General features: G+C 46.2%; 25 protein-coding genes, 1 pseudogene, 2 riboswitches and 1 other annotated feature. Of the genes and pseudogenes, 11 read left to right on the top strand and 15 right to left on the bottom strand.

Going from position 1 to position 25711, the window contains the following annotated elements:
• The first annotated feature begins 6 nt into the window (after window positions 1–6).
• The 5 genes and pseudogenes from lepB to KZE55_RS10380 form a co-directional block, all read left to right on the top strand.
• Window positions 7–612 (top strand): signal peptidase I, encoded by a 606-nt coding sequence (gene lepB / locus KZE55_RS09830; RefSeq protein ID WP_222258323.1) that lies wholly within the window; start codon window positions 7–9, stop codon window positions 610–612.
• A gap of 221 nt (window positions 613–833) precedes the next feature.
• Complete coding sequence (locus KZE55_RS09825; protein WP_222258322.1) at window positions 834–2144, top strand: PTS transporter subunit EIIC; 1311 nt, start codon at window positions 834–836, stop codon at window positions 2142–2144.
• Window positions 2131–3003 (top strand): alpha/beta hydrolase, encoded by an 873-nt coding sequence (locus KZE55_RS09820; RefSeq protein WP_222258321.1) that lies wholly within the window; start codon window positions 2131–2133, stop codon window positions 3001–3003. Before KZE55_RS09825 ends, KZE55_RS09820 begins: the two co-directional genes overlap by 14 nt.
• A 147-nt stretch (window positions 3004–3150) precedes the next feature.
• Window positions 3151–3612: a PALP domain-containing protein gene (locus KZE55_RS10385; RefSeq protein ID WP_261313253.1), complete on the top strand. Its 462-nt coding sequence runs from the start codon at window positions 3151–3153 to the stop codon at window positions 3610–3612.
• Window positions 3613–3624: 12 nt separating this feature from the next.
• Window positions 3625–4485 (top strand): annotated as a pseudogene (locus tag KZE55_RS10380) (D-serine ammonia-lyase); the annotation flags it as partial.
• Here the strand turns inward: KZE55_RS10380 and KZE55_RS09810 are convergent.
• On the bottom strand, window positions 4482–5474 hold the full coding sequence (locus KZE55_RS09810; protein ID WP_222258320.1) for an asparaginase: 993 nt from the start codon (window positions 5472–5474) through the stop codon (window positions 4482–4484). The pseudogene KZE55_RS10380 and the gene KZE55_RS09810 sit on opposite strands and share 4 nt — an antisense overlap.
• A 135-nt stretch (window positions 5475–5609) precedes the next feature.
• Here KZE55_RS09810 and KZE55_RS09805 point away from each other — a divergent pair, with 135 nt between their 5' ends.
• Window positions 5610–7112: a glycosyltransferase gene (locus KZE55_RS09805; RefSeq protein WP_222258319.1), complete on the top strand. Its 1503-nt coding sequence runs from the start codon at window positions 5610–5612 to the stop codon at window positions 7110–7112.
• 46 nt (window positions 7113–7158) lie between these two features.
• Here KZE55_RS09805 and KZE55_RS09800 read toward each other — a convergent pair whose 3' ends face one another.
• The 4 genes from KZE55_RS09800 to asnA all read right to left on the bottom strand — a co-directional run bounded on the left by KZE55_RS09800 (window position 7159) and on the right by asnA (window position 11680).
• The gene (locus KZE55_RS09800) at window positions 7159–7956 is read right to left on the bottom strand and encodes a Cof-type HAD-IIB family hydrolase (RefSeq protein WP_222258318.1); all 798 of its coding nucleotides are present in this window, start codon (window positions 7954–7956) and stop codon (window positions 7159–7161) included.
• A gap of 109 nt (window positions 7957–8065) precedes the next feature.
• On the bottom strand, window positions 8066–8833 hold the full coding sequence (locus KZE55_RS09795) for a Fic family protein (RefSeq protein WP_261313322.1): 768 nt from the start codon (window positions 8831–8833) through the stop codon (window positions 8066–8068).
• Between the two features lie 513 nt (window positions 8834–9346).
• A complete protein-coding gene (asnS, locus tag KZE55_RS09790) occupies window positions 9347–10645 on the bottom strand; it encodes an asparagine--tRNA ligase (protein ID WP_222258317.1) in 1299 nt (432 codons plus the stop codon).
• A gap of 24 nt (window positions 10646–10669) precedes the next feature.
• Window positions 10670–11680 (bottom strand): aspartate--ammonia ligase, encoded by a 1011-nt coding sequence (gene asnA / locus KZE55_RS09785; RefSeq protein WP_222258316.1) that lies wholly within the window; start codon window positions 11678–11680, stop codon window positions 10670–10672.
• 62 nt (window positions 11681–11742) lie between these two features.
• Window positions 11743–12004 (bottom strand) — a binding site (T-box leader).
• A 199-nt stretch (window positions 12005–12203) separates the two neighbouring features.
• Between asnA and KZE55_RS09780 the strand changes: the two genes are divergently transcribed.
• Window positions 12204–12464 (top strand): hypothetical protein, encoded by a 261-nt coding sequence (locus tag KZE55_RS09780; RefSeq protein WP_222258315.1) that lies wholly within the window; start codon window positions 12204–12206, stop codon window positions 12462–12464.
• On the opposite strand, the gene KZE55_RS09775 is transcribed toward KZE55_RS09780, so the two are convergent.
• Window positions 12447–13307: an IS982 family transposase gene (locus KZE55_RS09775; RefSeq protein ID WP_222259876.1), complete on the bottom strand. Its 861-nt coding sequence runs from the start codon at window positions 13305–13307 to the stop codon at window positions 12447–12449. The genes KZE55_RS09780 and KZE55_RS09775 overlap by 18 nt on opposite strands.
• A gap of 142 nt (window positions 13308–13449) precedes the next feature.
• Between KZE55_RS09775 and KZE55_RS09770 the strand changes: the two genes are divergently transcribed.
• Window positions 13450–13818: a hypothetical protein gene (locus KZE55_RS09770; protein WP_222258314.1), complete on the top strand. Its 369-nt coding sequence runs from the start codon at window positions 13450–13452 to the stop codon at window positions 13816–13818.
• A 203-nt stretch (window positions 13819–14021) separates the two neighbouring features.
• Here the strand turns inward: KZE55_RS09770 and KZE55_RS09765 are convergent, their stop codons facing one another.
• A complete protein-coding gene (locus KZE55_RS09765) occupies window positions 14022–14573 on the bottom strand; it encodes a folate family ECF transporter S component (RefSeq protein WP_283621783.1) in 552 nt (183 codons plus the stop codon).
• 51 nt (window positions 14574–14624) lie between these two features.
• Window positions 14625–14720: riboswitch (THF riboswitch) on the bottom strand.
• 339 nt (window positions 14721–15059) lie between these two features.
• Between KZE55_RS09765 and KZE55_RS10375 the strand changes: the two genes are divergently transcribed.
• Window positions 15060–15374: a hypothetical protein gene (locus KZE55_RS10375; protein ID WP_261313252.1), complete on the top strand. Its 315-nt coding sequence runs from the start codon at window positions 15060–15062 to the stop codon at window positions 15372–15374.
• A 95-nt stretch (window positions 15375–15469) separates the two neighbouring features.
• On the top strand, window positions 15470–15877 hold the full coding sequence (locus KZE55_RS10370; protein WP_261313251.1) for a hypothetical protein: 408 nt from the start codon (window positions 15470–15472) through the stop codon (window positions 15875–15877).
• Window positions 15878–16152: 275 nt separating this feature from the next.
• Here KZE55_RS10370 and KZE55_RS09755 read toward each other — a convergent pair whose 3' ends face one another.
• The 8 genes from KZE55_RS09755 to KZE55_RS09720 form a co-directional block, all read right to left on the bottom strand.
• Window positions 16153–17004, bottom strand: coding sequence for a hypothetical protein (locus KZE55_RS09755; RefSeq protein WP_222258312.1), 852 nt, complete (start codon window positions 17002–17004; stop codon window positions 16153–16155).
• Between the two features lie 17 nt (window positions 17005–17021).
• Entirely contained in the window at window positions 17022–17249 is a 228-nt protein-coding gene (locus KZE55_RS09750; protein WP_222258311.1) for a hypothetical protein, read from the bottom strand.
• A 580-nt stretch (window positions 17250–17829) separates the two neighbouring features.
• Entirely contained in the window at window positions 17830–20358 is a 2529-nt protein-coding gene (locus tag KZE55_RS09745; RefSeq protein ID WP_222258310.1) for a M1 family metallopeptidase, read from the bottom strand.
• Between the two features lie 85 nt (window positions 20359–20443).
• Complete coding sequence (locus KZE55_RS09740) at window positions 20444–21097, bottom strand: YczE/YyaS/YitT family protein (RefSeq protein ID WP_222258309.1); 654 nt, start codon at window positions 21095–21097, stop codon at window positions 20444–20446.
• Window positions 21098–21390: 293 nt separating this feature from the next.
• Complete coding sequence (locus KZE55_RS09735) at window positions 21391–21624, bottom strand: hypothetical protein (RefSeq protein ID WP_222258308.1); 234 nt, start codon at window positions 21622–21624, stop codon at window positions 21391–21393.
• A 30-nt stretch (window positions 21625–21654) separates the two neighbouring features.
• Entirely contained in the window at window positions 21655–22254 is a 600-nt protein-coding gene (locus KZE55_RS09730) for a sugar O-acetyltransferase (protein WP_222258307.1), read from the bottom strand.
• 261 nt (window positions 22255–22515) lie between these two features.
• Window positions 22516–23910, bottom strand: coding sequence for a L,D-transpeptidase (locus KZE55_RS09725; RefSeq protein ID WP_222258306.1), 1395 nt, complete (start codon window positions 23908–23910; stop codon window positions 22516–22518).
• A 45-nt stretch (window positions 23911–23955) separates the two neighbouring features.
• A complete protein-coding gene (locus KZE55_RS09720) occupies window positions 23956–24816 on the bottom strand; it encodes an IS982 family transposase (protein WP_222259876.1) in 861 nt (286 codons plus the stop codon).
• 280 nt (window positions 24817–25096) lie between these two features.
• Between KZE55_RS09720 and KZE55_RS09715 the strand changes: the two genes are divergently transcribed.
• The gene (locus KZE55_RS09715; protein WP_222258305.1) at window positions 25097–25357 is read left to right on the top strand and encodes a hypothetical protein; all 261 of its coding nucleotides are present in this window, start codon (window positions 25097–25099) and stop codon (window positions 25355–25357) included.
• A 125-nt stretch (window positions 25358–25482) separates the two neighbouring features.
• Window positions 25483–25625: riboswitch (FMN riboswitch) on the top strand.
• The last annotated feature ends 86 nt before the right edge of the window (window positions 25626–25711 follow it).

Here is a 25711-nt window from a genome sequence, read left to right as displayed (position 1 = left end):
CAGGTTATGAAAGCATTTCGTGAAACGATGAGCTGGATTGTTCCCATCGTTATTGGATTATTAATCGCACTGCTGATTAAGCAGTTTGTTTTTCAAATTGTCCGGGTTGATGGACCATCAATGGAGCCGAACTTGGTTAACAATGAGCGGGTCTTCTGCCTGAAGACCGCAAAAATTCGTCATGGCAGTGTCGTTATTTTCGATGCCAACGGGGTGGATCCCCAGGTTGCCCAGAAGACGGATTATGTGAAGCGGGTGATTGGGTTACCCGGTGACAAGGTGCGGTCAAAGAACGGTAACATTTATGTTAACAACAAGAAAATTGACCAAAACTACATTAGTAAAGACCAACGAACCGCGGGAACGGGGAATTGGACTTTGAAGAGCATTTCCGTCCAGAACAGCTGGTTAAAGCATAACGGAGCAACGAAGGTACCAAAGGGTGAATACTTCGTCTTGGGAGACCACCGGAGTGTTTCCAATGATGGTCGTTACTGGGGCTTTGTTCCGAAGAGTAAGATCGGTGGAGTTGTCAAAGTGCCTTCCTGGTCTGGTAATAAGACAATGCGTCAAAACGTCAATAAGGAGTGGCAACACTTCTACGATAAGTAAACTAAAGGTGTCGCCTGTTTGTTAGATTGTTGTCTAATAAGCAGGCGGCATTTTTTGTTGTGGCTTGTACCTGAAATTTTTGGGTGGTGGGGGAAGGCCCCTTTAAAAACTATTATTAGTCCAAAATTAAGACGTTTTGACATATCCATCTTAATTTTAAATGAAAATATTACTTTTAAAGAAAGGAAATCGCTATAATAAAAGCCAAAGAGGTGGCAGTGATGGCTAATAATAAGAAGGTAGTAGACAGGTTAGTCCGTTTTAGACAATTATCCTTTATTCAAATAATGCAACGGACGATGGTGACTCTTTTCCCGGTGGCTTTAATTGGTAGCTTTGCGGGAATTTTAAGCTATGTCTTCTTTTCCCCAAGTGGCTTTTTGGGGAGTGTCCTTTACGTCAAATACTGGCTTTTTCAATATCATTTTTTACAAAACCTGTTTGGCGACGTCAGTGTTGTTACCGTTGGCTTTTTAGCGCCTTATGCAACATTTGTTAGTGCCCAATTAACTGTCCACCAACACCACCGGGAAATTCCGGCGACGGGAATCATTGCAATGGCCTGCTACGTTCTGATTTTTTACCATAGTATTCGACCTAACGGTAATACTATCGATATGCGGTACTACACAGCTAACTGGTTCGTGGTGGGGGTTATCATTGGTTACCTGGTGGGGCTGATATTTGTAAAATTTGGCCACCAGACTTTGATTAATAATTTTGATGTTAAAAGTAACGATATCCTAAAAAGTACCTTTACCAACCTGGTTCCTATCCTGTTAGCCCTGTTTATTGCCTTTTTATTTCACCTTGGCTTTGCCCTAGCAAGGGTATGGGGACTTGATACCGTGATTAACGAAACAATAACCGCCGCCATGGACAGCCATAGTAATTACGCTGTGACCATGCTGATAGCGATTTTAGCAACGGCTTTGACCTGGTTGGGCTTTGCTGAGTCCATCAACATTTCTAATGAGATGTTTAAAAGCGAACTCTTTACCAACCTTAACTATGCTTTGACCCATAAGACAAGTCTGAATGTTCCCCACCCCTTTACTCCCGCGGCCTTATACAATGGCTTTGGCCAGTTTGGCGGGGTCGGGTTAGCCCTCGCGTTATTGATTGCAATTCTGTGGGTTAGTCATCACGAAAACCAGCGGGCGGTTACCAGGGCTAGTGCTGTTCCCGTCTTTTTTAATACTAACTTACCTTTAACGATGGGGTGTGTGGTAATGCTTAACCCTATTTATGTTCTTCCCTTTGTTTTCTTGCCCCTTCTCAATATGGTCCTGGCAAGTGGGCTGATCATGTTTCATATAATTCCCCCGTTGGTTTATCCAGCACCGTACGGAACCCCAGGGATACTTGCGGCCCTGATTGAAACAGGAGGGAGTTGGTGGGCCCTATTTTGGTCACTAGCTTTACTGGTGGTCGATGTGCTGGCCTACATTCCCTTTGTCAAACTAGCCGACCAAGTTGAAAAACGGTTGGCAATTCAACGAAAAGCAGGTGGAAAAGATGAGAAGGACTAGCCGCCGGCGCTGGTGGGTAATAATTTGTTTTACCCTCGCAATCGGCCTTTTTGCAATACTGGCGGGCCGGTGGACAAAACACAATGTGGATTTAATGGAAACGCGGCAACGGTCAACCATGTCACCGGTTATTATGATTCCCGGAAGCAGTGCGACTGTTAACCGCTTTGATACCTTAGTGCGGAAGCTCAATGCCCTCGACCACCAGAACCATAGTCTCTTGAAGGTAAAGGTTTATAATAGTGGGCGGATCACTTACACTGGTAAAATTCGGCCACGTGACCGGGAGCCATTTATCGTTGTCGGCTTTGAGAACAATCACGATGGCTATGGTAATATCAAACTCCAGGCGAAAATGTTTAGTAAGGCTTTTAACCAGTTGAAGGGCCATTACGCTTTTAATAATTTTAAGGGGATTGGTCATTCGAACGGGGGCCTTATTTACACCTATTATCTTGAGCACTACTTTAAAGAACGCCAGATTAAAATTACTCGTCTGTTGACCATTGCCAGTCCGTTTAACTTTGCGGAACCGACGAACCGGAAAACGGAAATGCTCCGCGAATTTGAAAAAAACCGGGACGAGCTCCCCAAGAACATGGTCGTCTATTCGATTGCGGGTTCGGAAAATTACATTCAAGATGGCCTCGTTCCGGTTAGCAGTGTCGAAGCTGGTAAATATATTTTCCAGGGTGTTGTTAAAAATTATACTCAGGTTACGGTAACGGGAAAGTTAGCTCAACACTCAGCGTTACCGCAAAATAAACAGGTTATTGTACTCATCCGCCGGCACGTGTTAAAACATCAACACCCCCACCCAAATCGGGGGATGCCGCCGACAAATAACAATAATGATTGAAAATTAAAACTCCTTCAGCCTTTATTTGCTGGGGGAGTTTTAATATTTTTTATCATCGTGATATATTTTATATTGTGAAAGCGCTTTAATTCTGCTGAGCTATAATTGTAGAATGATTCACAAGTCCTAAGCAGGAGGTAGTTTATTATGGTAATTGATAAGCAGCAGCTATTGCAAAAGCACCCTGATATCAAGGACTTCCTGGACCTTAAACCGACCTTATGGTTGAATCCGCATGCCCTTTCAAATAATCAGATTTGGCAGCATGAACAGTTTACGATTGAGGATATTGAGGCTGCTGATGCAGACCTGCACCGCTACGCACCATTGCTGGAAAAGGTCTTTCCGGAAACGGTCAAGACCCATGGAATCATCGAATCACCGTTGGTAGCGGCTGATAAGATGGGACAAGTCCTTGCTACAAAGCAGAACTTCAATGGTCACCTACTGGTAAAACTTGATTCTGAGTTGTCGGTTGCCGGATCAATCAAGGCCCGGGGAGGAATGTATGAAGTCCTCAAGTTTGCTGAAAAATTAGCCTTAGAAAACGGCATTATTGAAGATAAAGCTGACGATTACACTAAGCTCGCTAGTCCGAATGCCCGGTAACTCTTTAATCAGTATAAGGTCCAAGTTGGTTCAACCGGGAACCTGGGCTTATCGATTGGGATTACCGCTGCTGGCCTTGGCTTTAAGGCGATTGTCCACATGTCCGCGGACGCAACCCAGTGGAAGAAGGACCTTCTGCGAAAGAAAGGGGCCAAGGTGGTCGAATACACTGGTGATTACAACACGGCAGTTGCCCAGGGGCGGCAAGAATCAGATGCGGATCCCCATAGCTACTTTGTTGATGACGAGAAATCTGCCACCCTCTTCTTGGGTTACGCAGTGGCGGCCCTGCGGATGAAAAAGCAACTTGCCGATCTTAATATTAAAGTAGACAAGGACCACCCGATGTTCATTTATAGTCCATGTGGTGTTGGTGGATCACCAGCGGGTGTTTGCTACGGAATGAAGATTCTCTTTGGTGATGCCGCCCACACATTCTTTATTGAACCGACCCACTGTCCAAGTGTCGGCCTCGGAATGGCAACCGGCTTAAACGAAAAGATCAGCGTTACGGATGTGGGAATTGACGGGAAGACCGCTGCCGATGGCTTAGCCTGTGGCCGGCCATCCGGAATCGCGGGACGAATCATGAAACCAATCTTAGCAGGGGACGTTACGGTAGATGATGCAAAGCTCTTTGACTACATGCGGCTTCTTCATGACACCGAAGGCCGCATTATCGAACCATCTTCCTGTGCAGCCTTTGCCGGGCCGGTAATGTTATATAACACGGCGGCCGGGAAGAAGTACATGGCAGAACATGGCCTAACTCCTGAAATTATGAAGAACAGTATCCACGTTGCCTGGGCAACCGGGGGAAGTAAACTTCCGGAAGACGTTGTTAAAAAATACCTAAATACCCACCTGGATTAATTCAAAGTGACCTCACCGGCGACATTGGTGTTAAAGAACTTGGCAACGGCCGCGACATCCATCCCTTGCCCAAGGGCCCACATCAGTTTAGTGATTGCACTCTCGGAGGTCATGTCGTGGGCACTGATGGCCCCTTGTAGGAGTGCTTGCTGGCCAACCTCATACTTTGTTAAATCGCTCCGTTCATACAGGCATTGACTGGAGGCAATTACCGGAATGCCCCGTTGGATTAGTTTACCAACGGCAGCGACCAGGTTGCGCCGGATATAGGTCATGCCGCCAAGTCCATATGCCTCAATCACGATTCCGTGACAACCGCTCTGTGCCATTGCGTGGAGAAGGCGGGGGTCAAAACCAGGAAAAAGCTTAACCAGAGAAACGTTTGCGTCGATGTTAGTGTTTAGTACACACTGACCGTTGCTGACCTTCTCTGGTTTTTGGATTTCAAAGCCGTCTGAGGTAACTCTGGCGACAGGGGGAACGTTGACACTCTCAAAGGCATTGAAGGAGGTTGTCCGGACCTTGACGCTACGGCAGCCAAGGATTACCTGCCGTTCAAAGGCCAGGTAGATTCCCGGGGCGCACTTGGCAGCGGCCGCAAACGCAACCTGCAGATTACCAGGAGCGTCACTCAAAATAACGTTCATCGGTACCTGACTACCTGTCAGGACAACGGGGAGATTGATATTTTGCAACATGAAGGTTAGCATCGAGGCGGTATAGGCCATTGTGTCTGTTCCATGTGAAACAACAATTCCGTCGTAGTCGTTACGGTACTTGTAGATTTCCCGGGCAATCAGTTTCCATTCCTCCGGCTGAATGTTGGACGAGTCGAGTTCAAGAATGTCCTTGACAACGATCTTATAGGGGATGCGCCCGAGCATCTTAAGCAGGGCCTCGCCAGATTCACCGGGTACCAGGCCAGAATCAGAGACGACGGAGGCAATCGTGCCCCCGGTTGATAATAGTAATAATTTTTTAGTGGTCATTTTTTCACCAACTTATCCTTTTTAATTGATATTTTAGTGAGCAATTATTCAGGTGACAAGTCCTAACTTTCCCCGACACTAGCGAATGGAATATGGTAAATTAGGTATTAAGAAAAACCGAGGAAGGAATCGTGGATGTTTTACTTTATTACTAGTCGTCAGGACATGTTAACCTCAGCGATTGAGCTGGCTCAGGTGCGGCGGCTCAAAATCTTTGATTATTTGAAGCAGCCAGCCAAGATTGTTACCTTAGAATATAACCATGCTCACTACGAAGTGGAAAAGAAGCTTGGTATTACTGGGCGGGTAATTAATCTTTTCCAGTATTTTCAACAGTTACCGTATCAAAAAGTGGGAAATGACCAGGTAATCATTGATAAAATCTTGCACCAACCGGGATTTACAGTTCAAGATTTTGTGGCCAAACGCGACGGTAAGGAGCGCATTAAGGTTGTTTTGAACGGTAACCGTCTTTACTACGTTGACTATTTGGACCGCTTTGGTTTTACTGACCGGCGGGACTTTTATGACCAGGGTTGCTTATCCTATACGGAGTTCTTTGAAGACCGCGCCCGGGTGGTAACGCGTCAGTACTATGATGGTCAGGGACGTGTAAAGCTGGTTTACCATTACCGGGGTGGTGAAAACAATATTGCCGTGTTGACCCTCATCCAGTTGAATAACCAGGGGAGTACACACCAATTTGATAACGAGATGGCCCTGCATGCTTACTTTTTGGACCGTTTAATAGGGGAAACGGCGCACCCCGTTTTAATCAATGATCGGTCGGACGCCGATTTTGCTGCCTTCAAGTTAATGAAAGGACACGTGCCATGCTACCAGGTCTTTCACTCTACCTATACTGTTGATGGACAACCCGATAGTAAATTATTTGAAGTCTATGAACCTTTGGAAAAGATGCTTCAGGAGGGGCAAATCAGCGGCCTGATCTCGGCAACCAAGCGGGAAGCCCGGGATGCGGCCCAGCGATTTAAGACGTCTGCTAGTTACGGTATTCCCGTGACCTACTTGACTGACAAGCAGCTTAACAAGCAGATTCCGTTCAGTAAGCGACGACCGGGTCAACTGATTGCCGTGGCCCGGTTGACGAATGTTAAGCGCCTGGACCACATCATCAATACGGTTATTCTTCTCCATGCGAAGTACCCCCAGGTTGACTTGAAGATTTACGGCTTCGATGATAGTTGGGATAATTACGCAACGTCTAATTCACTGAAGCGGTTGGTGAAGACCCGACAGGCAGGAGAATACGTCCACTTCTGCGGTTATCAGCATGATCTGACGAAGGTTTACGAAACGGCCCAAATTGAGGTACTAACCAGTTCGTACGAAGGGTTTGCAATGGCCCTTCTAGAAGCCCAGGGACACGGCTGCCCAGTAGTTAGCTATGATATTAACTACGGACCCGCCGAAATTATCAATGACCAGGTCAGCGGGCGGTTGTTACCTGCGGGGGACCCTCACGCCTTGTACGTTACCCTGGAAGAGCTATTGACCAATCCTGCTAAATTGGAATATTATGCTAGCCATGCGCAGGCGGCGGCTGCCAAGTTCTCCTTTACTAACGTTACCCAGCAGTGGGCTAACTTCTTGAACAGTGAAGGGATAAGAGAATAATTTAGAAAAGGACCCGAAAAACGGTGAAGTTTTCCGGATCCTTTTTCTACGGCAGAAAAATTTCCGCGAGCTGGTGCAGAACCGCCTGGTCATTGTTGGTGCCGATAATCTGAGTTGCGGCCGCCTGCACGTTGGCCGGGGCGTTTCCCATTGCGTAACTTGTGTTGGCAAGGTCAAACATCTCCAGGTCGTTTTCCCCATCACCAAACACGGCCAAGTCTGCTGGGGTCAGATGCCAGCGCTTGAGAAGGAGCTTGAGGCCATAGGACTTATCCATTCCCGGGATAATCAGGTCCACCGCGCCATAACCACTGGCAGTTGCCCGGACGATTCCCGTAAACCGGGTGTTGATGTTGTGGATGAGGGTCGCCTGCTGGTCGTGGGGGACATTCAGGGCGAATTTGAAGATAAAGTCATCGTCAACGTTATTCACGTCGTCAACGGTCTTGATCCGGGTGTAGAAGTTGGGAATGATCCGCTTAAAATTGTCGTCAGCTCGGTTCAAAACATAGACGTACTGGCGGCCACTTGCGCAGTAGTTGATTCCGGGGAGGGTGTCCAAGTATGTCGTGATCTTACGGACATTTTCTGCTGATAAGCGGTCGCAGGCGAGCTCCTCGTTTTGGTCAATGGTCAGCACACCATTTTCTGCAACATACGCAAGCTGGTCGGCCTGGTCAGGGAAAAGGGACCGCAGAAAGTAATACTGGTCCCCACTAGCGATAATTAAACGGGCCCTCTGCGCTTGCATCGCCGCATAGACTTGAGCGAAAAGCTTCCGGTCATACGTCCGGTCCTGACGTAGAAACGTCCCATCAATATCTGTTGCCACTGCGCGAATCATACCGATTCCTCCTTAAATTACTTGTTTACTAATATCATACCGGTGGGGACGACAAAAGTAAAAATAATCGCAACGATACGCGACAGTACTGTACTCTGAAACATAATTATCAAAAAATTGAAATTTCGTGTCGCTTGGGCTTGGCAGACATGAGCTTGATTGCACCAACGGCAGTCAGGTAGTCAATTGCTCGCCGGGTCTGAGCCTTTGTAATCCCCTTTTGCTTATTATTGTCAATAATTTCATTGTCCCGAATCCCCAGGGCGGTCTGATATGAGAAGAGTTTTGACTGGGCAAGCGAGAATAATACCTGACCGACTAGCTCAGGTGATATCTTTTCAGGAAAATGTGCTTGGTGGTGTTCAATCCACTGACGGATTTCCCGTTTGGCATTGTCTAGTTTTGTCATCGATTGACGTAAGTTAACAAGGTTCTCTTGCTGCTGACTCACGAGAATATCAAGAAGGGACTCAATAAAAGAGGTTAAGTCGGCACGGTTCTCCGCATTATCGGCTTCAGTGAAGACCTTGTAGTAGTGCTGGACGTTTGCGTGAATGGCCGTTGCCACTGAAAGGCCAGTAAAGCGGTCAAACTTGCTGGAGATATAGGAAGAAAGTAGGTACCGTCCCATCCGTCCATTGCCGTCTAGGAACGGGTGGGTGTTTTCAAAGAAGAAATGGGTGATGAGGGCCTTAAAGAGAGTGGGCATATGATCGTCATTCATGAACGTAATCAACGTGGTCAACGCCTGCTGGATTTTACTTTCGCTAACGGGTGGTCGGTGGACGACCTTAGTGGCGGAACTAATTGTCAGGGCTTCACCGTTTGGTAGTTGGTCCCGGAAAATTTGGCCATCGGGGAGTCGGTCCGCGGTGATTTCACCCTTAAGAAGAATATCGTAAATCTTTCGAAAATCGTGAAGGGTACTAATGTGAATTGGCTTACCATGTTGCGTTTGCTGGTAAAGTTTAATTGTTGAGCCGAGACGTCGTTTAGAAACGTTATTTTGACGATGGGCAATCAGGTTATTCTCTTGAATGACCGTCCCAATTTCAATTTGGCTGGTTTTGACGCTTTCAATTTCATTGGTGTAGAAAATCTCAGCAATGAGAAGTCGCCCCTCTGCGGGGGATTTTGCACTTCTTATTAACGTGCTACAAGCCGCCGGGCCTGAGTGTCCAGTTACGAAAAATGGCTAGCCCGTATCCGTGCTAACCATTTTCCTATACTGGCCATCCGGCCCTAATACGCGGCTTTCCGCACTTCTGTTAACGTGCTGCGTGGCAGTGGACCTAGTGCCTAGCACACAAAAAGGCCCGCCGCATGTTGCGCCAGACCTTTTTGCGATGCTAGTCATCCGGTCCACTTCTGGCCACTTCGCACTTCTTTTTTATGGGTTCAAGCGGTTAAGCATCCGTGGGAATGGGATGTTTTCCCGGATGTGGTCTTGCAAGGTTACCCATGCTAAGAACCGTTCCAGACCCATCCCAAAGCCAGAGTGCGGTACTGAACCGTACTTGCGGAGATCGTCATACCAGCCGTACTCTTTCTTGCTTAGGCCGTTTTCTTCCAGATTATTGGTGATGTATTCGTAATCGTATGAACGCTCCGAACCACCGATGATTTCACCATAACCTTCTGGGGCCAGCAGGTCGGCACAAATAACCTCGCGGTCATCTTCAGGATTAGATGGCATGTAGAAGGCCTTGATTTCTTTGGGGTAATTCTTAATGAAGACCGGTTTCTTAAATTGGTCCGCCAAGTAAGTTTCCTCCGGTGAACCAAAGTCGTCGCCGTACTTAACATCAATGCCACCTTCTTGCAGCATTTCGATGGCCTTCTTGTAGGTGATCCGTGGGTATGGCAATTCAGTAAATGGCTTCAAGCTTTCGACGCTCCGACCAACCATTTCCAGTTCCCGTGAGCAGTGGTCAATCAGGTCCTGGATCATGTAAGCAACGTATTGTTCCTGAATCTCTTCACTCTCTTCTTCGTGGCACCAAGCCATTTCTGGTTCAATCATCCAGAATTCCATCAGGTGCCGCCGGGTCTTGGACTTTTCGGCCCGGAAGGTTGGGCCCATTGAGTAAACGCGGCCTAATGCCATGGCCCCGGCTTCTTCATATAATTGACCAGATTGTGATAGGTATGCACTACGGTCAAAGTAGTCCGTTTCAAACAGTTCCGTCGTTCCTTCTGGAGCACTTCCCGTTAATTCAGGAGCATCGAACTGGGTGAAGCCGTGCTTGTCGAAGAATTCCATTGTGGCCAGCTTTACCCGGCTCCGGATCCGCATCAAAGCCCATGGCTTGCGGCTCCGCAACCATAAGTGACGGTTGTCTAACAGGAAGTCAATCCCGTGTTCCTTGTTACCAATCGGGTAGTCTTCACTCTTGCCCACAACTTCAATTTCTTGAATGTGAATTTCGTACCCGAATTTGGAACGCTTATCTTCGGTAATTTCACCGGTAACGTAAAAACTCGTTTCCTGGTGTAAGTCGTGCTTTGCCAGGTCAAATGTTTCAGGTGAAACATCGTTCTTCCGGATGATTCCCTGGAAAAATCCCGTTCCGTCACGGAGCTGTAGGAAGGCAATCTTCCCACTTGACCGTTTATCAGTTAACCAAACACCAATCTTGACAGTTTCACCCATGTGCTTTGGGGATTCGCTGATCGTAATTGTCTCCATCTAATACTCACTCCTAAATTAAGATTACAGAATCTGAATGTGTGCGGCAGCGCACTTGTCTAACATTTCTTGTGGCCAAACACTGGCTTGAACTTCACCAACGTGGGCTTTGCCAAGGAGCAGCATGCAGAGCCGCGATTGACCAATCCCACCACCAATGGTGTATGGTAGTTCACCCTTCAGCAACATTTGGTGGAACGGTAGCTTTTCCCGATCTTCAGCACCGGCCTTTTGCAGCTGTTCCTTCATTGATTCAGGGCTAACCCGAATCCCCATGCTGGAGATTTCCAGCTTCTTTTGAAGGGGCTTGTACCAGAAAATAATATCACCGTTGAGTTGCCAATCATCGTAGTCGGGTGCCCGGCCATCGTGTGGCTTGCCGCTGCGCTTCAGCTTATCACCAATCTTCATTACGAAAACGGCACCAAGTTCCTTAGCAATTTTATCTTCCCGCTCCATTGGGGTCAAGTCTGGCCAGCGGTCTTCTAATTCCTGAGTTGTAACGAAGTGAATTTCGTCTGGCAGTTGGTAAACAGCGTCCGGGTAAAGTTCCCAGAGTTCACGTTCAATTTTCTTGATGACCTTGAAAATTTGCCGAACGGTGGCCTTCAAAGTCGTTTCTGTCCGTTCTTCTTTGGCAATGATCTTTTCCCAGTCCCACTGGTCAACGTAGATGGAGTGGAAGTTATCGAGATCCTCGTCCTTCCGGATGGCGTTCATGTTGGTGTACAAGCCTTCGTGCATTCCGAAACCGTACTTCTTCAAAGCCATCCGTTTCCACTTAGCCAGGGAGTGGACCACTTCAATGGTTTCGCTTGGCAGACCCTTCATGGAGAAGGAGACTGGCTTTTCAACCCCGTTCAGGTTATCGTTGAGCCCGGTGCCCTTTTCAACGAACATTGGGGCGGACATCCGTTGCAGGTGTAGTTCGTGGCCGAATTCATCCTGGAAGTTCTCCCGGATGAACCGGATAGCTGCTTCGGTGTCACGGATAGATAACTTTGGGTCGTAGTCTTGTGGAATAATCAAACTCATAATTAACACTCCTCGTAATTAGATTTGGAGATAAAATAAAAAGCCTTTCATCCCCCGTAAATCGAAGGGACGAAAGGCTTTATTCCGCGGTACCACCCAAGTTGCCTAAAAATATTAATTTTTAGACCGCTCTTCGAACGCAAACACGTTCTACCGGTGTGGTAACGTACCGGGGACGGCTGAGCCTACTTTAATCTAGTGATTATTTGGGTCAGCGGCACTGCGAGAAAGTGTTTTTCAAACGTCCAGGGTCGGCTGGTCTCTCACTGTCACCAGCTCACTTTACGAATGCGACGTTTTACTCTTCTTTCTCATCGCTTTTGAAATCTTTAATGATATTCTAACCTGCTTTTTAGAAATTGCAAGACTTTTTAGAAATAAATTTAGGAATAGCTGCTATTTATGAATTATTAAGTTAATTGAATCCACTGTAAACCTGGACGGCCTTTTCTTACAATATTGACAAAGTAACCGGGTCTGGTATGATAAAAAAAGTTCGCGAAAATATTAGGGGGAAACAACGATGAAAAAAATGGTTTTATTGTGTACCGCCGCGTTAGCAATGACAATATTGGTAACGGCCCCGTGCGCTCACCAGTCGACTAATAGCGGTAATATTGTCATGGCAGCCAGCAAGGATCGGCTTTCTAATGCCGAATATGCCGTAATGGGCTTTTTGCAATATAGCAAGCAACAAGTTGATGCTGTCCAGGACGGTTCACTTCAGTTGGATAAAGATGGTGACATATACACGTTACGCGTGGTGCTAGTGAAACTTTTCTAGACAATACTCCATATTAGATGCTAAAATTGCCACTTCTAACCGTTCTTGAAAGCCTGCTAAACTTCGCGCACGATTATTTTCGGCATTATAGTATTTTAATAACGAAAAGTCGGTCTCAATCGTTCGGCGAATTGCTTTTAGGATTCGTGAATTATGCTTCTTAGCGCCAGCCATGTTTTGACGAAATGGAGTCCAAAGCTCATAGCCATCACTAACTAGGTCGGTATGAAGCTGACGGCTAACATAGCCAACATCTGCTAATAAAAAGTGCTCAAGTGGCATAGTGTTTAAGATTAATTCTTCGGCGACCTTACTATCATGGACAGAAGCTTTAGTAACGATGTAGTTGAGCAAGTAACCATCACTACTAACAATCATGTGGACTTTAAACCCATAGTAATACTGTTTTTTCGTAGCGTTATAGCCAATATCAGTACTTCCCCGAAAAATCTTGGCTCGATAATTGCGAACTGGATGACAAACTGGTACTGGAAAGCTATCAATAATTAGGAATTGTCCATGTAAATCAACATCTTGGTTTAGCTTTCGCCTAATTAAACTGAGTAACGGTAGTAATTGGCGAGTGCGACGGTTGAAACGTGACCGAGAAATGGAGCTCACCAAGATCATACAAAAGCGTCGTTGCGATTCGATTCCTAACTGAGTTTGGCAAATCAGAAGGGCTATTAGGGTACTATCATCAACTTTAACTTGGTTGATGTTCGGTCGTTGAACGAGCTTTTTAGGTGCATAAAGCTTATACCAGCGATGGCAGGTACGGTTTAATTGAGCAAAATTAACTTGTAAATGATGGCAATAGTGGTTAGACTTAAGAAGGTTCAACATGATTAAGGCTCTTTTCTATTTAAGTTTTGTATCACTTAATAGTCTAACCATGTTGGGCTTTTTTTGTAAAATCAAACATACTAATGAGTACTAGCACCACGCGTACACGTTAAATGATGGTAATAACCAATTTAATATTATGGTTTCAAAGAAAAAGGTTACTGTAAAGTCCACTGATCAAAATAACACGGAAAAGAAGCATATTTATAGCAAGGCACTGCTGCGTAAAAAGTTTAAGGGGCAGGCTGCAGCAATTAAGACTAAGGTTAACAACCAGACCGACCAATCAGCCGCACCGACCACTACTCAACAGAGTGAGCAGCAAGCTAACCAATCAGCGGCCAGTGATACCGCTGATCGGAACAATAATAGTGGCCAGCCGGGAATGATTCCAGAAAACGAATGGTACCAACGACTGATTGCGGCTGGCTGGGATGAAAATAGTCAAACTGTTGACTATTATAGCCATAAGGCAGGCCTAGATGGGGTCCCAGTTGCTCCTCAATAATTAAATAATAAAATCGACACCGCTCATAAAAATAAGAGCGGTGCTTTTTTATACCAAAAAGAAGAGGGTAGGAAAAAAACGGATGCCTTTTCCTACCCTCTATTTAATATTATACAGTAATTACGGGAAGTCGTGGGCGACGAAGCGTACTCTAACACTTTGTCGTACTTTCTTGCTATATGTTGTAAGCATAATTTGTTATTTTACCGGTCCAAACGTAAGTTAATTCGTGACAATTGCCGCAGGATAATCAGGACTAAGATAGCTTCGAGCGGCCAGGAGACAATCTCCTTTGGCAAGCGAATCGCTAGCAGGGCGGTAAAGGCCCGGCCGGTACTGGACGAGGTCATGCTCATCAAGTAGACCCACAGCGTCGTGAAGAAGACGTTGGTCACTAGAATCTGGAAAAATTCGTAGATGAAGATCCGCTGCCAGGTGATTCTCTGGTTGTACAAGAACATCCCGGCAATCACTCCGGAAACAAAGGCGGAGAAGGTAAAACCGGGGAAGAACATGCTTCCCGTATTCAAAATAGTGTTGCTAACGAGGTCGTTAACAACCATTGCGGCGCCCCCAATCCAGGGTCCTAAGTAGTAACCGATCAAGGCCGTTGCGATAAAGCCGAAGCTAAATTTAAGAACGGCCGGGTCACCTACCGAGAGCTTGCTCAGGATAATCTGAAGGGCGACTAACAGGGCTGCTAAGGTCATGTGGCGGGTCGTAAAACGGGGCCCGGCAAAAGATAGTACTGACATCATCAAGACACTCCCTAAAATTTATTTGTTAGGGAACCATCGACGGTTGTCCGTGGTGAATGCGGAAAACCAAAGCAGCCAAGTAGCCTCCTTCCAGCGTTCACATTCCGTTCCGCTGGACAATAACTCTGGAGTTCCTACCCCAACACAGGCAGTATACGATAAATACGGATGATTAGCAATACTACTGCTTATGAATGGGACTAAACAAGAACTTTTGTGCTTAAATAGCTATATTGTTCAATGCTGTACAAGTAATCACTAATTGAAAAAAAGTTATAAAACGAAGGAAATAGTTATAAAAAGTTATAAAATGAGGTGATTAGCGTGGACAACCCTTTTAACCCGAGTTTCGGGACTGTACCAAGCGTTTTCCTTGACCGAAATGCATTGAATCAGCGTGTAATTGATGAATTGAATCGTTCTAATTCACCTTTCTGAACCTCTTTGATTTATGGTCAGCGTGGCGCTGGTAAGACTACGTTGATGACTGATGTTGCAAACGAATTAGCAAAAAGAAACAATTGGCAAGTTGTGAATTTGATACTGGATGATGACTTATTAGATTCCCTTTTAACTCAGTTACGTGAAAAAATAATCACGCTGAAAATCTTTAAGGATTTTGATTTGAAAGTAGAATTTAAAGGGATTCAACTTAGTACCGGAATTGGGGGCTCTGATGAAGATGGGGAATTTCTGTCCAGGTTCCACCAATTGCTACAGAAGTTTACTGAAAAAGGAATTAATATTCTCATTACTATTGATGAGGTCAAAGCAACCCTAAGGGGGCAAATCGAATAACGCTTAATCCGCTTGGCGTCGAAAGTATCAAAGAGAGCTATGCGCATATTTTTCGGAAAGCAGGCTACCAGGTTGACTCGACAACACTTCTTTACATGACAAAACAGACAAAGGGTTTTGCCTATGCCTTCCAGCTACTTGGTTACTGGGTCTGGCAGGAATCTCACAAGCAGTCAACTAGCCGAATTAGTAAGGAAACGGTTGATGGAATCCTTGACCACTACACCAGTGACCTTTTTAGAAATGTCTACTACAAGGTCTACCACGAGATGTCAATGAAGGAGCGCGAGTTTGTTCAGGCCATGGTCAAGTCTGGCCAGCAAAAGGTTAAGGCCCAGGATATTAGCCAGATTATGGCCAAGGCACCTAACTATATTTCGGTTTATCGGCGCAAGTTAATTGATGACCAAATTATTATGCCGGCGGGGTATGGTTATGTTCAGTTTATGCTGCCATTCTTTGACCAGTTTGTTCAGGAGCAAATAATCCTTGATGAATTCTAAGCACTAATTTAAGAGGGCGGGAAGAACTGCGACTTTCCCCCATCCTCTATTCAGCTCTTGAATATTATATTTAAATCGTGTCACGGGGAAGCTAATGGACCAGCTTTGTGTTAAAAGAAGGCCTCTGATATCTACGCTGCGGAGCAAATTTATTAATTGCGAACGATTGTTGGTCTTATCGGATCAACGAACGTCCTAACTAGCCATACGGAGCATTCTGATGCTTTCTCGGCTTCCTTATTCACTGTTACATTTTTGTTGTTAAGTCAAAGATTTTAGTTATCGCTCATGTCGGTAGTATGCATATTATTAACCACGTCGTCGATAATTCCCTTATCATTATCAGATGAGTAATATTTTCTTATTAATGAATTGATGGCAACAGTTTTACCACCTTTGTAATCGTTGCTGCCGTCTTTGACTACCACTTTTTGTCCCTGAATAAGGTAGTTCAAAGTACCATCTTTAGTGCCGAAACCAGCCTGGTAGTCATTATCTTTTTTCATAATCATAAATTCAATCCGTTGGTGTTTTAACGCACTGATTCCCCGGCCATTAGCAAGGACTAGTGCCCCAATCATTTTCGGGTTACCGATAACGTCGTTTACTGTAGGATTATCAGGTTGGGTATAACCATTTTGCTGAATATCCTTTTGCGCAGAAATCTGGGCTTTTCTAAACATCGTCATGTAATCGGAATGCGTCATTGCAACTTTGGTGTTGTTGTCGGCATACCAGCGAAATTTTGCATCCCTTGCATTAGCATCAGTGTGAAGTCGTTTACCATTTAGTTGTGCTTTGAAGGAGTAGTAGTCATCATCGTAAACACTCCGCATTTTAATTTGAAACTGGTTGTGTCCTAATGCCTTCCAGGTTCCACGTGAAACATCGCCATAGAAATACGAGTCGTCACCTTTGACGCTGTTGACCTGGGGACTGCAATACATAAAAGTTCCGTTCTTTTTGAAATAATAATATGACGGTTGAATTGTCCCGTCATCTTCCTTGTTGTACGCATCATTACTACGGTAGACACCTGATAAAGTTTGCTTATGTCCGCAACCGGTCAGACCAATTAAGAACAGTAAGCATAGCATGCCGAAAATAGTTTTATAGTGTTTCTTCATTTTTAATTTCCCCCAAATCATTGCTTTTTAATTGTCCCGTTAGCGTAAACGTAATAAATATTCCCGTCGTTATCTGAAATGGAGGCATGCGGATTATCCGATTCCCCGAAGGTTCCACCGTTTAGTTTGAAGCCATGGTCACCACGTTGCTTTTTAATGTATGCAAGAGCTTGATTACCATTACTGATGGTTGTGGAACTAATTGAATTATCGTCTTGGTTGTCAGAACTATCATTTTGTTGCATTTGCAGTGTCGACTTCCGTGCCCGCTTAAACATTGATTGGTAGTCAGAAAAGGTTATCTGTGGCTGGTAATAGTTGTCATCGGCAGACCAATCATGGTTCTCGTAAGTGTGGAGTCGGTTGCCGATTTTCTTGGCTGTAAAGGTGTCACTGTCGTTGGTATAAAGGTATTTTATGTGGACACGGTACCTGTTGTTGCCTAAAGATTTCCAGGTTCCTCGTCCTGAATCACCATAATCACCATGGTCACTATCACCTGTTTCCGGCTGGGCCCACAGGACGGAGCCATCTTTCTTAAAATACCAATAGGCCGGCTGAAGATTACCCTGGCTATCAATATCCGCATCCTTTTGGGAAATTTATATGCTCCATGTAGCGATTGATTCTGGTGGGGATGCCCACAGCCAGCAGTCATTAAGAGGGTCATAATTCCTAATATTCCGACCCAAAAATGCAATTTTTTCATAATTTTTTCTCCCTCGTGTTGCAAACCTCACCATTATATCATTTTCAAAAACTAAACAATCCAGGATGACATTATTTTGCCATTCTGGATTGTTCGTTTAACAGTTATTTATAATGTTAGTCCGCAATTGCCGCGTTTACGGCGGCAGCTTCCTTTTCCACCAGGGCAACCTTGCTCTCAATGATGCGGATGTCCATCGTGATCTCCCGGGTCAGGCCTGGTGTATTGATCTTTGGTTCAAAGAATTCCTTGAATTCAGCTAACCGTTGCGGCGTGTGGAAGATGCTTGCGGAAACGGTGATGTAAGAGGCAAATTCCATGTCGCCACCAACCGTGTCGTTAAGCCACTGCCATTCGTTGCGCAACCAATCCCAGGCTGCCTTTTGTCCAGCGTTGTTAGCCAGAACACCGCGGTACCATGCGCGAAGGTCTTGGGGCTTGATCACTTGGGCGTCCTCGTAATGACCAATGATCAACTTGATCAGTTCAGGATCAGTCGTGGTTGGAATTGCCATCCGCAAGTCGGCCTTGTAACTCGGGTCCGCCGTTTGCTGATAGGCGGCAAGTAGCTTATCGAAGAGGTCCCGGCTACCGTAGTTTTGAACTTCACTCTTTAAGACCAGTCCCCGGATATCGGCGGACAGGGCACCAAGTTTATCCTGGTTATCAAGGAAAATCTGGTGGGCCGCCTTGATTGCATCTTCGTTGTGGGCATAAAGGGCCGCGTTGAGCACGTATGGCCGTACCAGCTGGTCGTCGTTGCTTTCACCCGCCTTAGGTAGCCAACCGAGCCGGGCAACCTGGTCCTTACTCAATTGGTTGAAGAACTTCTTCAGGTGGGCTTCTTCAGCCGAACCAGGCTTAACAAACATCTTGAGGCTGTTGGCGATGTGGTAGAGCTCAGCGTTCACGATTGCTGAATGACTGCCAGCAAACCGGGTCAGCAGTGGAATCAGGCTAGCGTAGGAAATCTGTTGCCCTTCCGCAAGCAGGCGCAGGTCTTGAAGGAGCTGGCGTTGACTGATGCTGTCCAGGTCAGTGGCGTGGTCAAGGATATTTTTCAACAGCTGGTCGTCATACTTAACGATGAAGTGGGAGTTGTTGCCGACATTGAGACGGAACGGCTGGCCCGCTTGCTTCCGCAGGGTCGCATAGTCACCGAGGACAACTGTCTTATCCGCCATAATTTGTGGGGCCACGTCGTAGTTGCTGTTCAACGGGATTTGCCAGGTCCGGCCCTTGTCCTTACCGTCACCGATAAAGAACTGCTTCTGGCTAAGAACCAGTTGTCCCTGGTCGTTGACCGTGGCGGAAACTACGGGGTAACCCGGTTGATCCAACCAAGACTTCATGATTTCACCGATGTTCAGGCCAGATGCGTCGCCGAGGGCCTGCCAGAGGTCATTACCAGCCGCGTTGTTGTACTTGTGGGCGGCAAAGTAATTCTTTAGGCCGGCACGCAGGGCATCGTCACCGAGCAGGGACCGGACCATGACCAGCATCCGGGAACCCTTGGCGTAAACGATCGCCGGGTCGAAGATTGAGTCAATTTCGGCCGGATTGTTAACCTCAACGTGGACGGGCTGAACGCCATCAGTAGCATCCCGTTGCAAAGCCATTGGTGCTTCGGAGGTTTGGAACAGTTCCCAAATCTTCCATTCAGGGTGGATGGCGTCAACGGAGACGTATTCCATCATGTTGGCAAAACTTTCGTTGAGCCACAGGTCATCCCACCACTTCATCGTTACCAGGTCACCAAACCACTGGTGGGCTAGCTCGTGGGTGATGACGGTGGCAACCAGTTGCTTCATGTCGAGGGCGGTGTTATCAGGGTTCAAGAGGAGGTAGGCTTCACGGTAGGTTACCAACCCCCAGTTTTCCATGGCCCCGGCTGAGAAGTCTGGCAGGGCCAACTGCCAGGAGTGCGGCAGCGGGTACGGAGTGTGGTAGAAATCTTCGTAAAATTCGATGGCCTTCTTCGCAATCCCAAGGGCGAAGTCGAGTTCCTTTGCTTGGTGGGCCTTAGTTGCAAAGACCCCGACCTTAACGCCAGACTTGGTTTCTGTCATCTTGCTTTGCAACTCACCAAAGGCGAAGGCAACCAGGTAGGTTGACATCTTGACGGTCTGGTCAAAGTAGTGGACATCATCTTTAACATGGTTTTCCGGCATGTTGGCGATGATTGTCTCCCCAGGATGTTCATCAAACTTGATGGCGAGGGAGAAGGTGGCCTTAGCGGCAGGCTCGTCGACACACGGGAAGGCTTGCCGGGCCGCGGTCGTTTCAAACTGGGTCCCGATGATTTGCTTTTGTTCGCCGTTAACCTTGTAATAAGACGGGTAAATTCCCATCATCGTGTCGGTCAGCGGTGCTGTGTAGTCGATGCTCAGCTTAACGTCGCCAGCAGCGGGGAGGGTGATTTCAACCGCTTCCTCATCGTCCTTGACGGTAAACGGCACCGGTTTGCGGTCCACGGTGACGTCATTGATGTGTAGGAATTTTTGGTTAATTTTAATTACGGGTTGGTTAGCGTGCCCAGCGATGGTCGTCGTCCCCGTGATCAGTTTCTTTTCTCGGTTAATGTTGAGGTAGAGGTCGTAGTGGTCAGGTTGGAACATACTTAATAATCGTTTCTTATCTGTCATTAAAAAATTCACTTCTTATTTTTAGGATAGTTTAATTATAAGGCGAAACTAGTAGGGAGCAAAGGAATTACTCTGCGATGGGCCTTTATTTATCGGTATTTTTGACCCGAAAATTGTGCGTGAGGCCATGCCAGATGTGCCGGTCAAAGAAGCCAATCAGTGGACCGTTAGCGAGCAGGGCAAATAGCGTCCCAATATTGATCGCGTACAAGCGTCCGCTGATTAAGAAGGTTATTACCATGATAATAATGGGCGGAATAAAGTTGACCAACTGAGCGACAATCACCCGGTTGTGGCAATAGAGGAAGCGAAGGATGTTAGTCGTGTCGTCATTTGGGTGCATAATCAGGTTGGCCCGCTGGTAAATCGAGATGGCACAGCAGAAGGTGGCGACCCCGATGAAGCAAAGAATGGTCCGGATTAGGAACGGAAAGTGGGGCACGCCAAGCCAGGTGAAAAGGGCCACGAAAATATCGACAAAGTAACTGAAGCAGGCGATAAAGCCGAGTTCGCCAAAGAAGCGTAGTTTGTCCCATTGACGGATGAGGAGCTGGTTGACGATTGCGACAAAAGAGCCAACGCAAAATATCGGTATCCCAACTGAGGTGCCAATGAGGTTAGCAATGTTAACTTCTGAGGCGGTCCAAGGGCTCGTCCCGACACTAGTCGCAACCGTTAGCCCGTTACCGAGCGCGTTAATGACTAGGCCAGTAATTAAGGCGAGAATACGGGTTGACATTGGGTTGTTATGTTTTTGAATAATGATTGCCTTCTTTTCGCTTAGGGTTAGTGATTATAATGCTCCTTTTCGGTGCAAAATAAATGTTTGGGGGGATCCATAATGATTTAGTAGTGCTTTTTTGCTCCTCCATTGGGGCTAAAGTAGAAATTATTTCCCACTGGGCAAATATCAGTTGCTACTAATAGTAATGAAGCAGTACCAAAGGGTAGTTTATTAGAACAATTATTTAAATAACAGAATAAAAGTCCGAATTATAATTCTGATTCAGAATCGTAATTCGGACTTTTAGTTTAAGGCCAGTGTTCTAATAAAGTTTGTAATTTTGGCCCCCACCAAAGGATTGATAGTACAAACACCCCAAAGCAGCAATAGAAAATACCTAGTCCCCTGTGATGCTTTTCGACATTATCATCGCTATCGCCAAATATATTGCCAGCAATAAAGTGATAGAATTTCTTGTTTCCCCGATAAATTTCATTGCCGAACCAAAAGAAGAACAGGGCGATTACACATGCTAAAATCATTGAAATCACCGCCTTTGAGCTCAAACATGATTAAAGAAGCTGCGGATCGATTTTCATTTTGCCGTGGTAATACTGTCGATCATGGTCGCCGATTGGGCGGACAACTTTAGCGGGAACCCCGACAGCGACCACGTTAGCTGGCAGGCCCTTGGTGACGACGGCGCCGGCCCCGACCACGGTATTATCACCAATGGTTACACCGGGAACAACGATAACGCCGGCCCCGAGCCAGCAGTTTTTGCCAATATGGATTGGTAAGTTGTACTGGTAGCCCTTTTTCCGTAATTCTGGCATGATGGGGTGGTTGGCTGATGCCAGGGTAACATTGGGACCAATCATAGTATGGCTGCCGATATAAATGTAGGTATCATCGACCACGGTTAGGTTAAAGTTAGCGTAAATGTGGTCGCCAAGCATGACGTGCTTACCGCCAAAGTTAGCGTGAAAGGGTGGCTCGAGATAACAGCCTTTACCCACTTTACCGAGCATCTTTTTCAACAGGCCTTGACGTTTGGCCCTCTCAGTGGGGAGGGTGCGGTTGTATTCGTACATGGGGAGCTGAGCCTGGGTTTGTTTTTCCAAAATTTCCGGGTCGTCTGGATTATAAATTTGCTGGTCATGAAGTGCCATACGGAGGGCTCCTTTCTATTTATTACCTTCATTTTAACTGATTTAATAGGAAGCTTGAATGTCCACCTCTAGCTGGTGGACAGTTTGTTCACGATCCAGGTAAATCTTAGGGACCCGGCCAAAACTGGGGTAAAGGGATTCTTCATTTTGTCCGCCCTCCGTTATTTTTATGCTCTTTTATACTTTTGATTTCGTTTTATACTTCTTTATACTTTTTCAAAAAACGGCGCCAGCCCGCAATTGAGGCTGACGCCGTACTTATTAGTAAATAATTACTGGTTCACCCTTGGAGAGGGCGTGGGAACCTATTCCGGCATTTTCCGGGTGCATGTTAATACAGCCGTGTGAACCACCACCAGTTTCCTTGTAGGCCGTCTTTGACCAGTCATGACGCCAACTGGCATCGTGGAAACCACAACCGGAGAGGGTAAATGGTGACCAGTACTGTACTGGGCTACTGTACTTGGAACCATTGTCGTTGGTACCCCGTAAAACGGATGGGCTTTGTTGGTACATGATATACCAAACGCCCTTGGGGGTCCGGTTACCGGCGTTATTAGTTCCACTGACGATATCGGTACTCAACACACACTTGCCATTCTTATAGAACCAGGCGTGCTGTTTGGCGAGGGAAACCGCCACGTAGGTTTTTCCAATGCCGTCGTTGCTGGTGTTATTGTACCCCGTCCCGAGATGGCTGTAGCCCTTGCCGTAAATGTCGTTTGCGGCGTTGACCTGCTTCTTATTGGCAACCAGGGCACTTGCCAATGACTGGCCGGCCTGCTTGCTGCTGATCTTCCAGCCGTAAGTCCCGGTATTCGTTGTGGTGATTGCCTTTCCGGAAGTCGTCTTGAACCTGAAGGACTTACCCAGAGTAGCCTGCTTCCGGTTAATCTGGTTGATCTTGGCTTTGACCGGTCTCGTCTTAAAACTGTAGTGGCCATTTTGGTAGGTAGCCCGGGCAATAACACCAGCCGTGGTGAACCGGTAGTCCTTATTTTGGACCCGGTAAGTCACGCTCCGGCCCTCTAGCTTGGTAAGCTGCTTCTTCTCGTTTTGCACAGTTGCACTGTTTGCGCTGAGGGGTGTGATGAACTTTGGCTGTAAGTGGACGGTCCCGTTGACGAATTCCCGACTGACGGTTTTGGTTAACCCCTTGCTACTGTACTGGGTACCCTTGACGGCGGGGATGACTTTCACCTTGCCATCCTGGTAAACGGCGTAGGCATCGTGGGGTGCCCGTCGACCGCGATTGAGCTGTTGAATTTGGTTATTGACGGCCGCGTCAATGTCACCAAGTGCCGACTTATCAAGATTTGCCGGCTCAACAAGCAGGTTGACTCGCCGCCTGGACGGAAAGAAAGTGTACTGCTCATGAAGTGCCTTAATGATTCGCCCCTTGTCACTGGCAGTAAAGCCTGACCGGGTTGGCTTCCCAACGTAAACAAGCTGGTTTTTAACGTAAATCTTCGACGTTTGCTTCGCCTTTTTAACTTTGTCATAGGCTTGCTGGGCGGTTAAGCCGCCGACCGCAACGTGGTTAACGGTGACGTTGCGGTTGAAGTGGTTTCGCTGGTGTAAGTGAACGCCCAAGAGCAGCACCAGCAAAACGACCAGTATTCCAGTAATGACCTTTTTTAAACTTAGTTTTTGCATCGTTCAATCCTCGGTTACTTAGATTTACTAGAATTACGCGTGGTGCTAGTGAAACTTTTCTAGACAATACTCCATATTAGATGCTAAAATTGCCACTTCTAACCGTTCTTGAAAGCCTGCTAAACTTCGCGCACGATTATTTTCGGCATTATAGTATTTTAATAACGAAAAGTCGGTCTCAATCGTTCGGCGAATTGCTTTTAGGATTCGTGAATTATGCTTCTTAGCGCCAGCCATGTTTTGACGAAATGGAGTCCAAAGCTCATAGCCATCACTAACTAGGTCGGTATGAAGCTGACGGCTAACATAGCCAACATCTGCTAATAAAAAGTGCTCAAGTGGCATAGTGTTTAAGATTAATTCTTCGGCGACCTTACTATCATGGACAGAAGCTTTAGTAACGATGTAGTTGAGCAAGTAACCATCACTACTAACAATCATGTGGACTTTAAACCCATAGTAATACTGTTTTTTCGTAGCGTTATAGCCAATATCAGTACTTCCCCGAAAAATCTTGGCTCGATAATTGCGAACTGGATGACAAACTGGTACTGGAAAGCTATCAATAATTAGGAATTGTCCATGTAAATCAACATCTTGGTTTAGCTTTCGCCTAATTAAACTGAGTAACGGTAGTAATTGGCGAGTGCGACGGTTGAAACGTGACCGAGAAATGGAGCTCACCAAGATCATACAAAAGCGTCGTTGCGATTCGATTCCTAACTGAGTTTGGCAAATCAGAAGGGCTATTAGGGTACTATCATCAACTTTAACTTGGTTGATGTTCGGTCGTTGAACGAGCTTTTTAGGTGCATAAAGCTTATACCAGCGATGGCAGGTACGGTTTAATTGAGCAAAATTAACTTGTAAATGATGGCAATAGTGGTTAGACTTAAGAAGGTTCAACATGATTAAGGCTCTTTTCTATTTAAGTTTTGTATCACTTAATAGTCTAACCATGTTGGGCTTTTTTTGTAAAATCAAACATACTAATGAGTACTAGCACCACGCGTTAGAATTATCTTACTGCTAATTGGCCAAATTACAAGAATTTAGTTTGCAGGTGATCATTGACCGATTGGGAGCGGTTAGTGCCCATCACGTCAAGGATGCAAGTAACTCTTGCTGGTCAAAATACCATTAGTTTTATATTATCACTAAAATAATTTTCAGAAATGAGGAAACAATGATGAACTTTGGTCAACAGATCCGTGAGCAACGAAAGCGGCTGGGCTTGACCCAGGCCGCCGTAGTTTACAGCGAATGTGTTGCCCCATTTTTCTTAGGCATCAGCACCAAAATATATAACCGGCTTGGCCACCGTCCGGACCAGCGGCTGTCTTTACTGTGGAAGGGATGGTTAGTCGTGATAGTGGTGTTGGTAATCAGTGGGTTACTGTTATCCCAGGTTCTGATTATCCGTCAGTACTTTTTTCAACGCTATTAATTGCCGTGGGGGTCAGTCAAATCCTCCAGAAGTACATGTGGAAAGTGGACTAATTTAGCTTAAATGTTAAAGAAAGCCTTTACAAAAAGTTAGTAAGCACGTACACTATAGATAAATTGAAAGTTAGTTTTCTTCGGGGCCGGGTGAAATTCCCAACCGACGGTGACAAGGCAACTTGAAGTCCGTGACCCGCTAGTCGACAGTGACCAGTGGTTGAACCAGTGCAAGTCTGGTACCGACAGTATAGTCTGGATGGGAGAAGAAAAACGCTGTATTACACTAGCAGTTTAAAATGACCCCGGATGACACCTTTGTTATCCGGGTTTTATTTTTACCCGCAGTGCCGTCAAAAGT

The organism is Limosilactobacillus panis (assembly GCF_019797825.1).
GTDB lineage: Bacteria > Bacillota > Bacilli > Lactobacillales > Lactobacillaceae > Limosilactobacillus > Limosilactobacillus panis_A.
The sequence above is the reverse complement of the archived record's forward strand: the minus strand, read 5'-3'. Positions and strand labels throughout refer to the sequence as shown.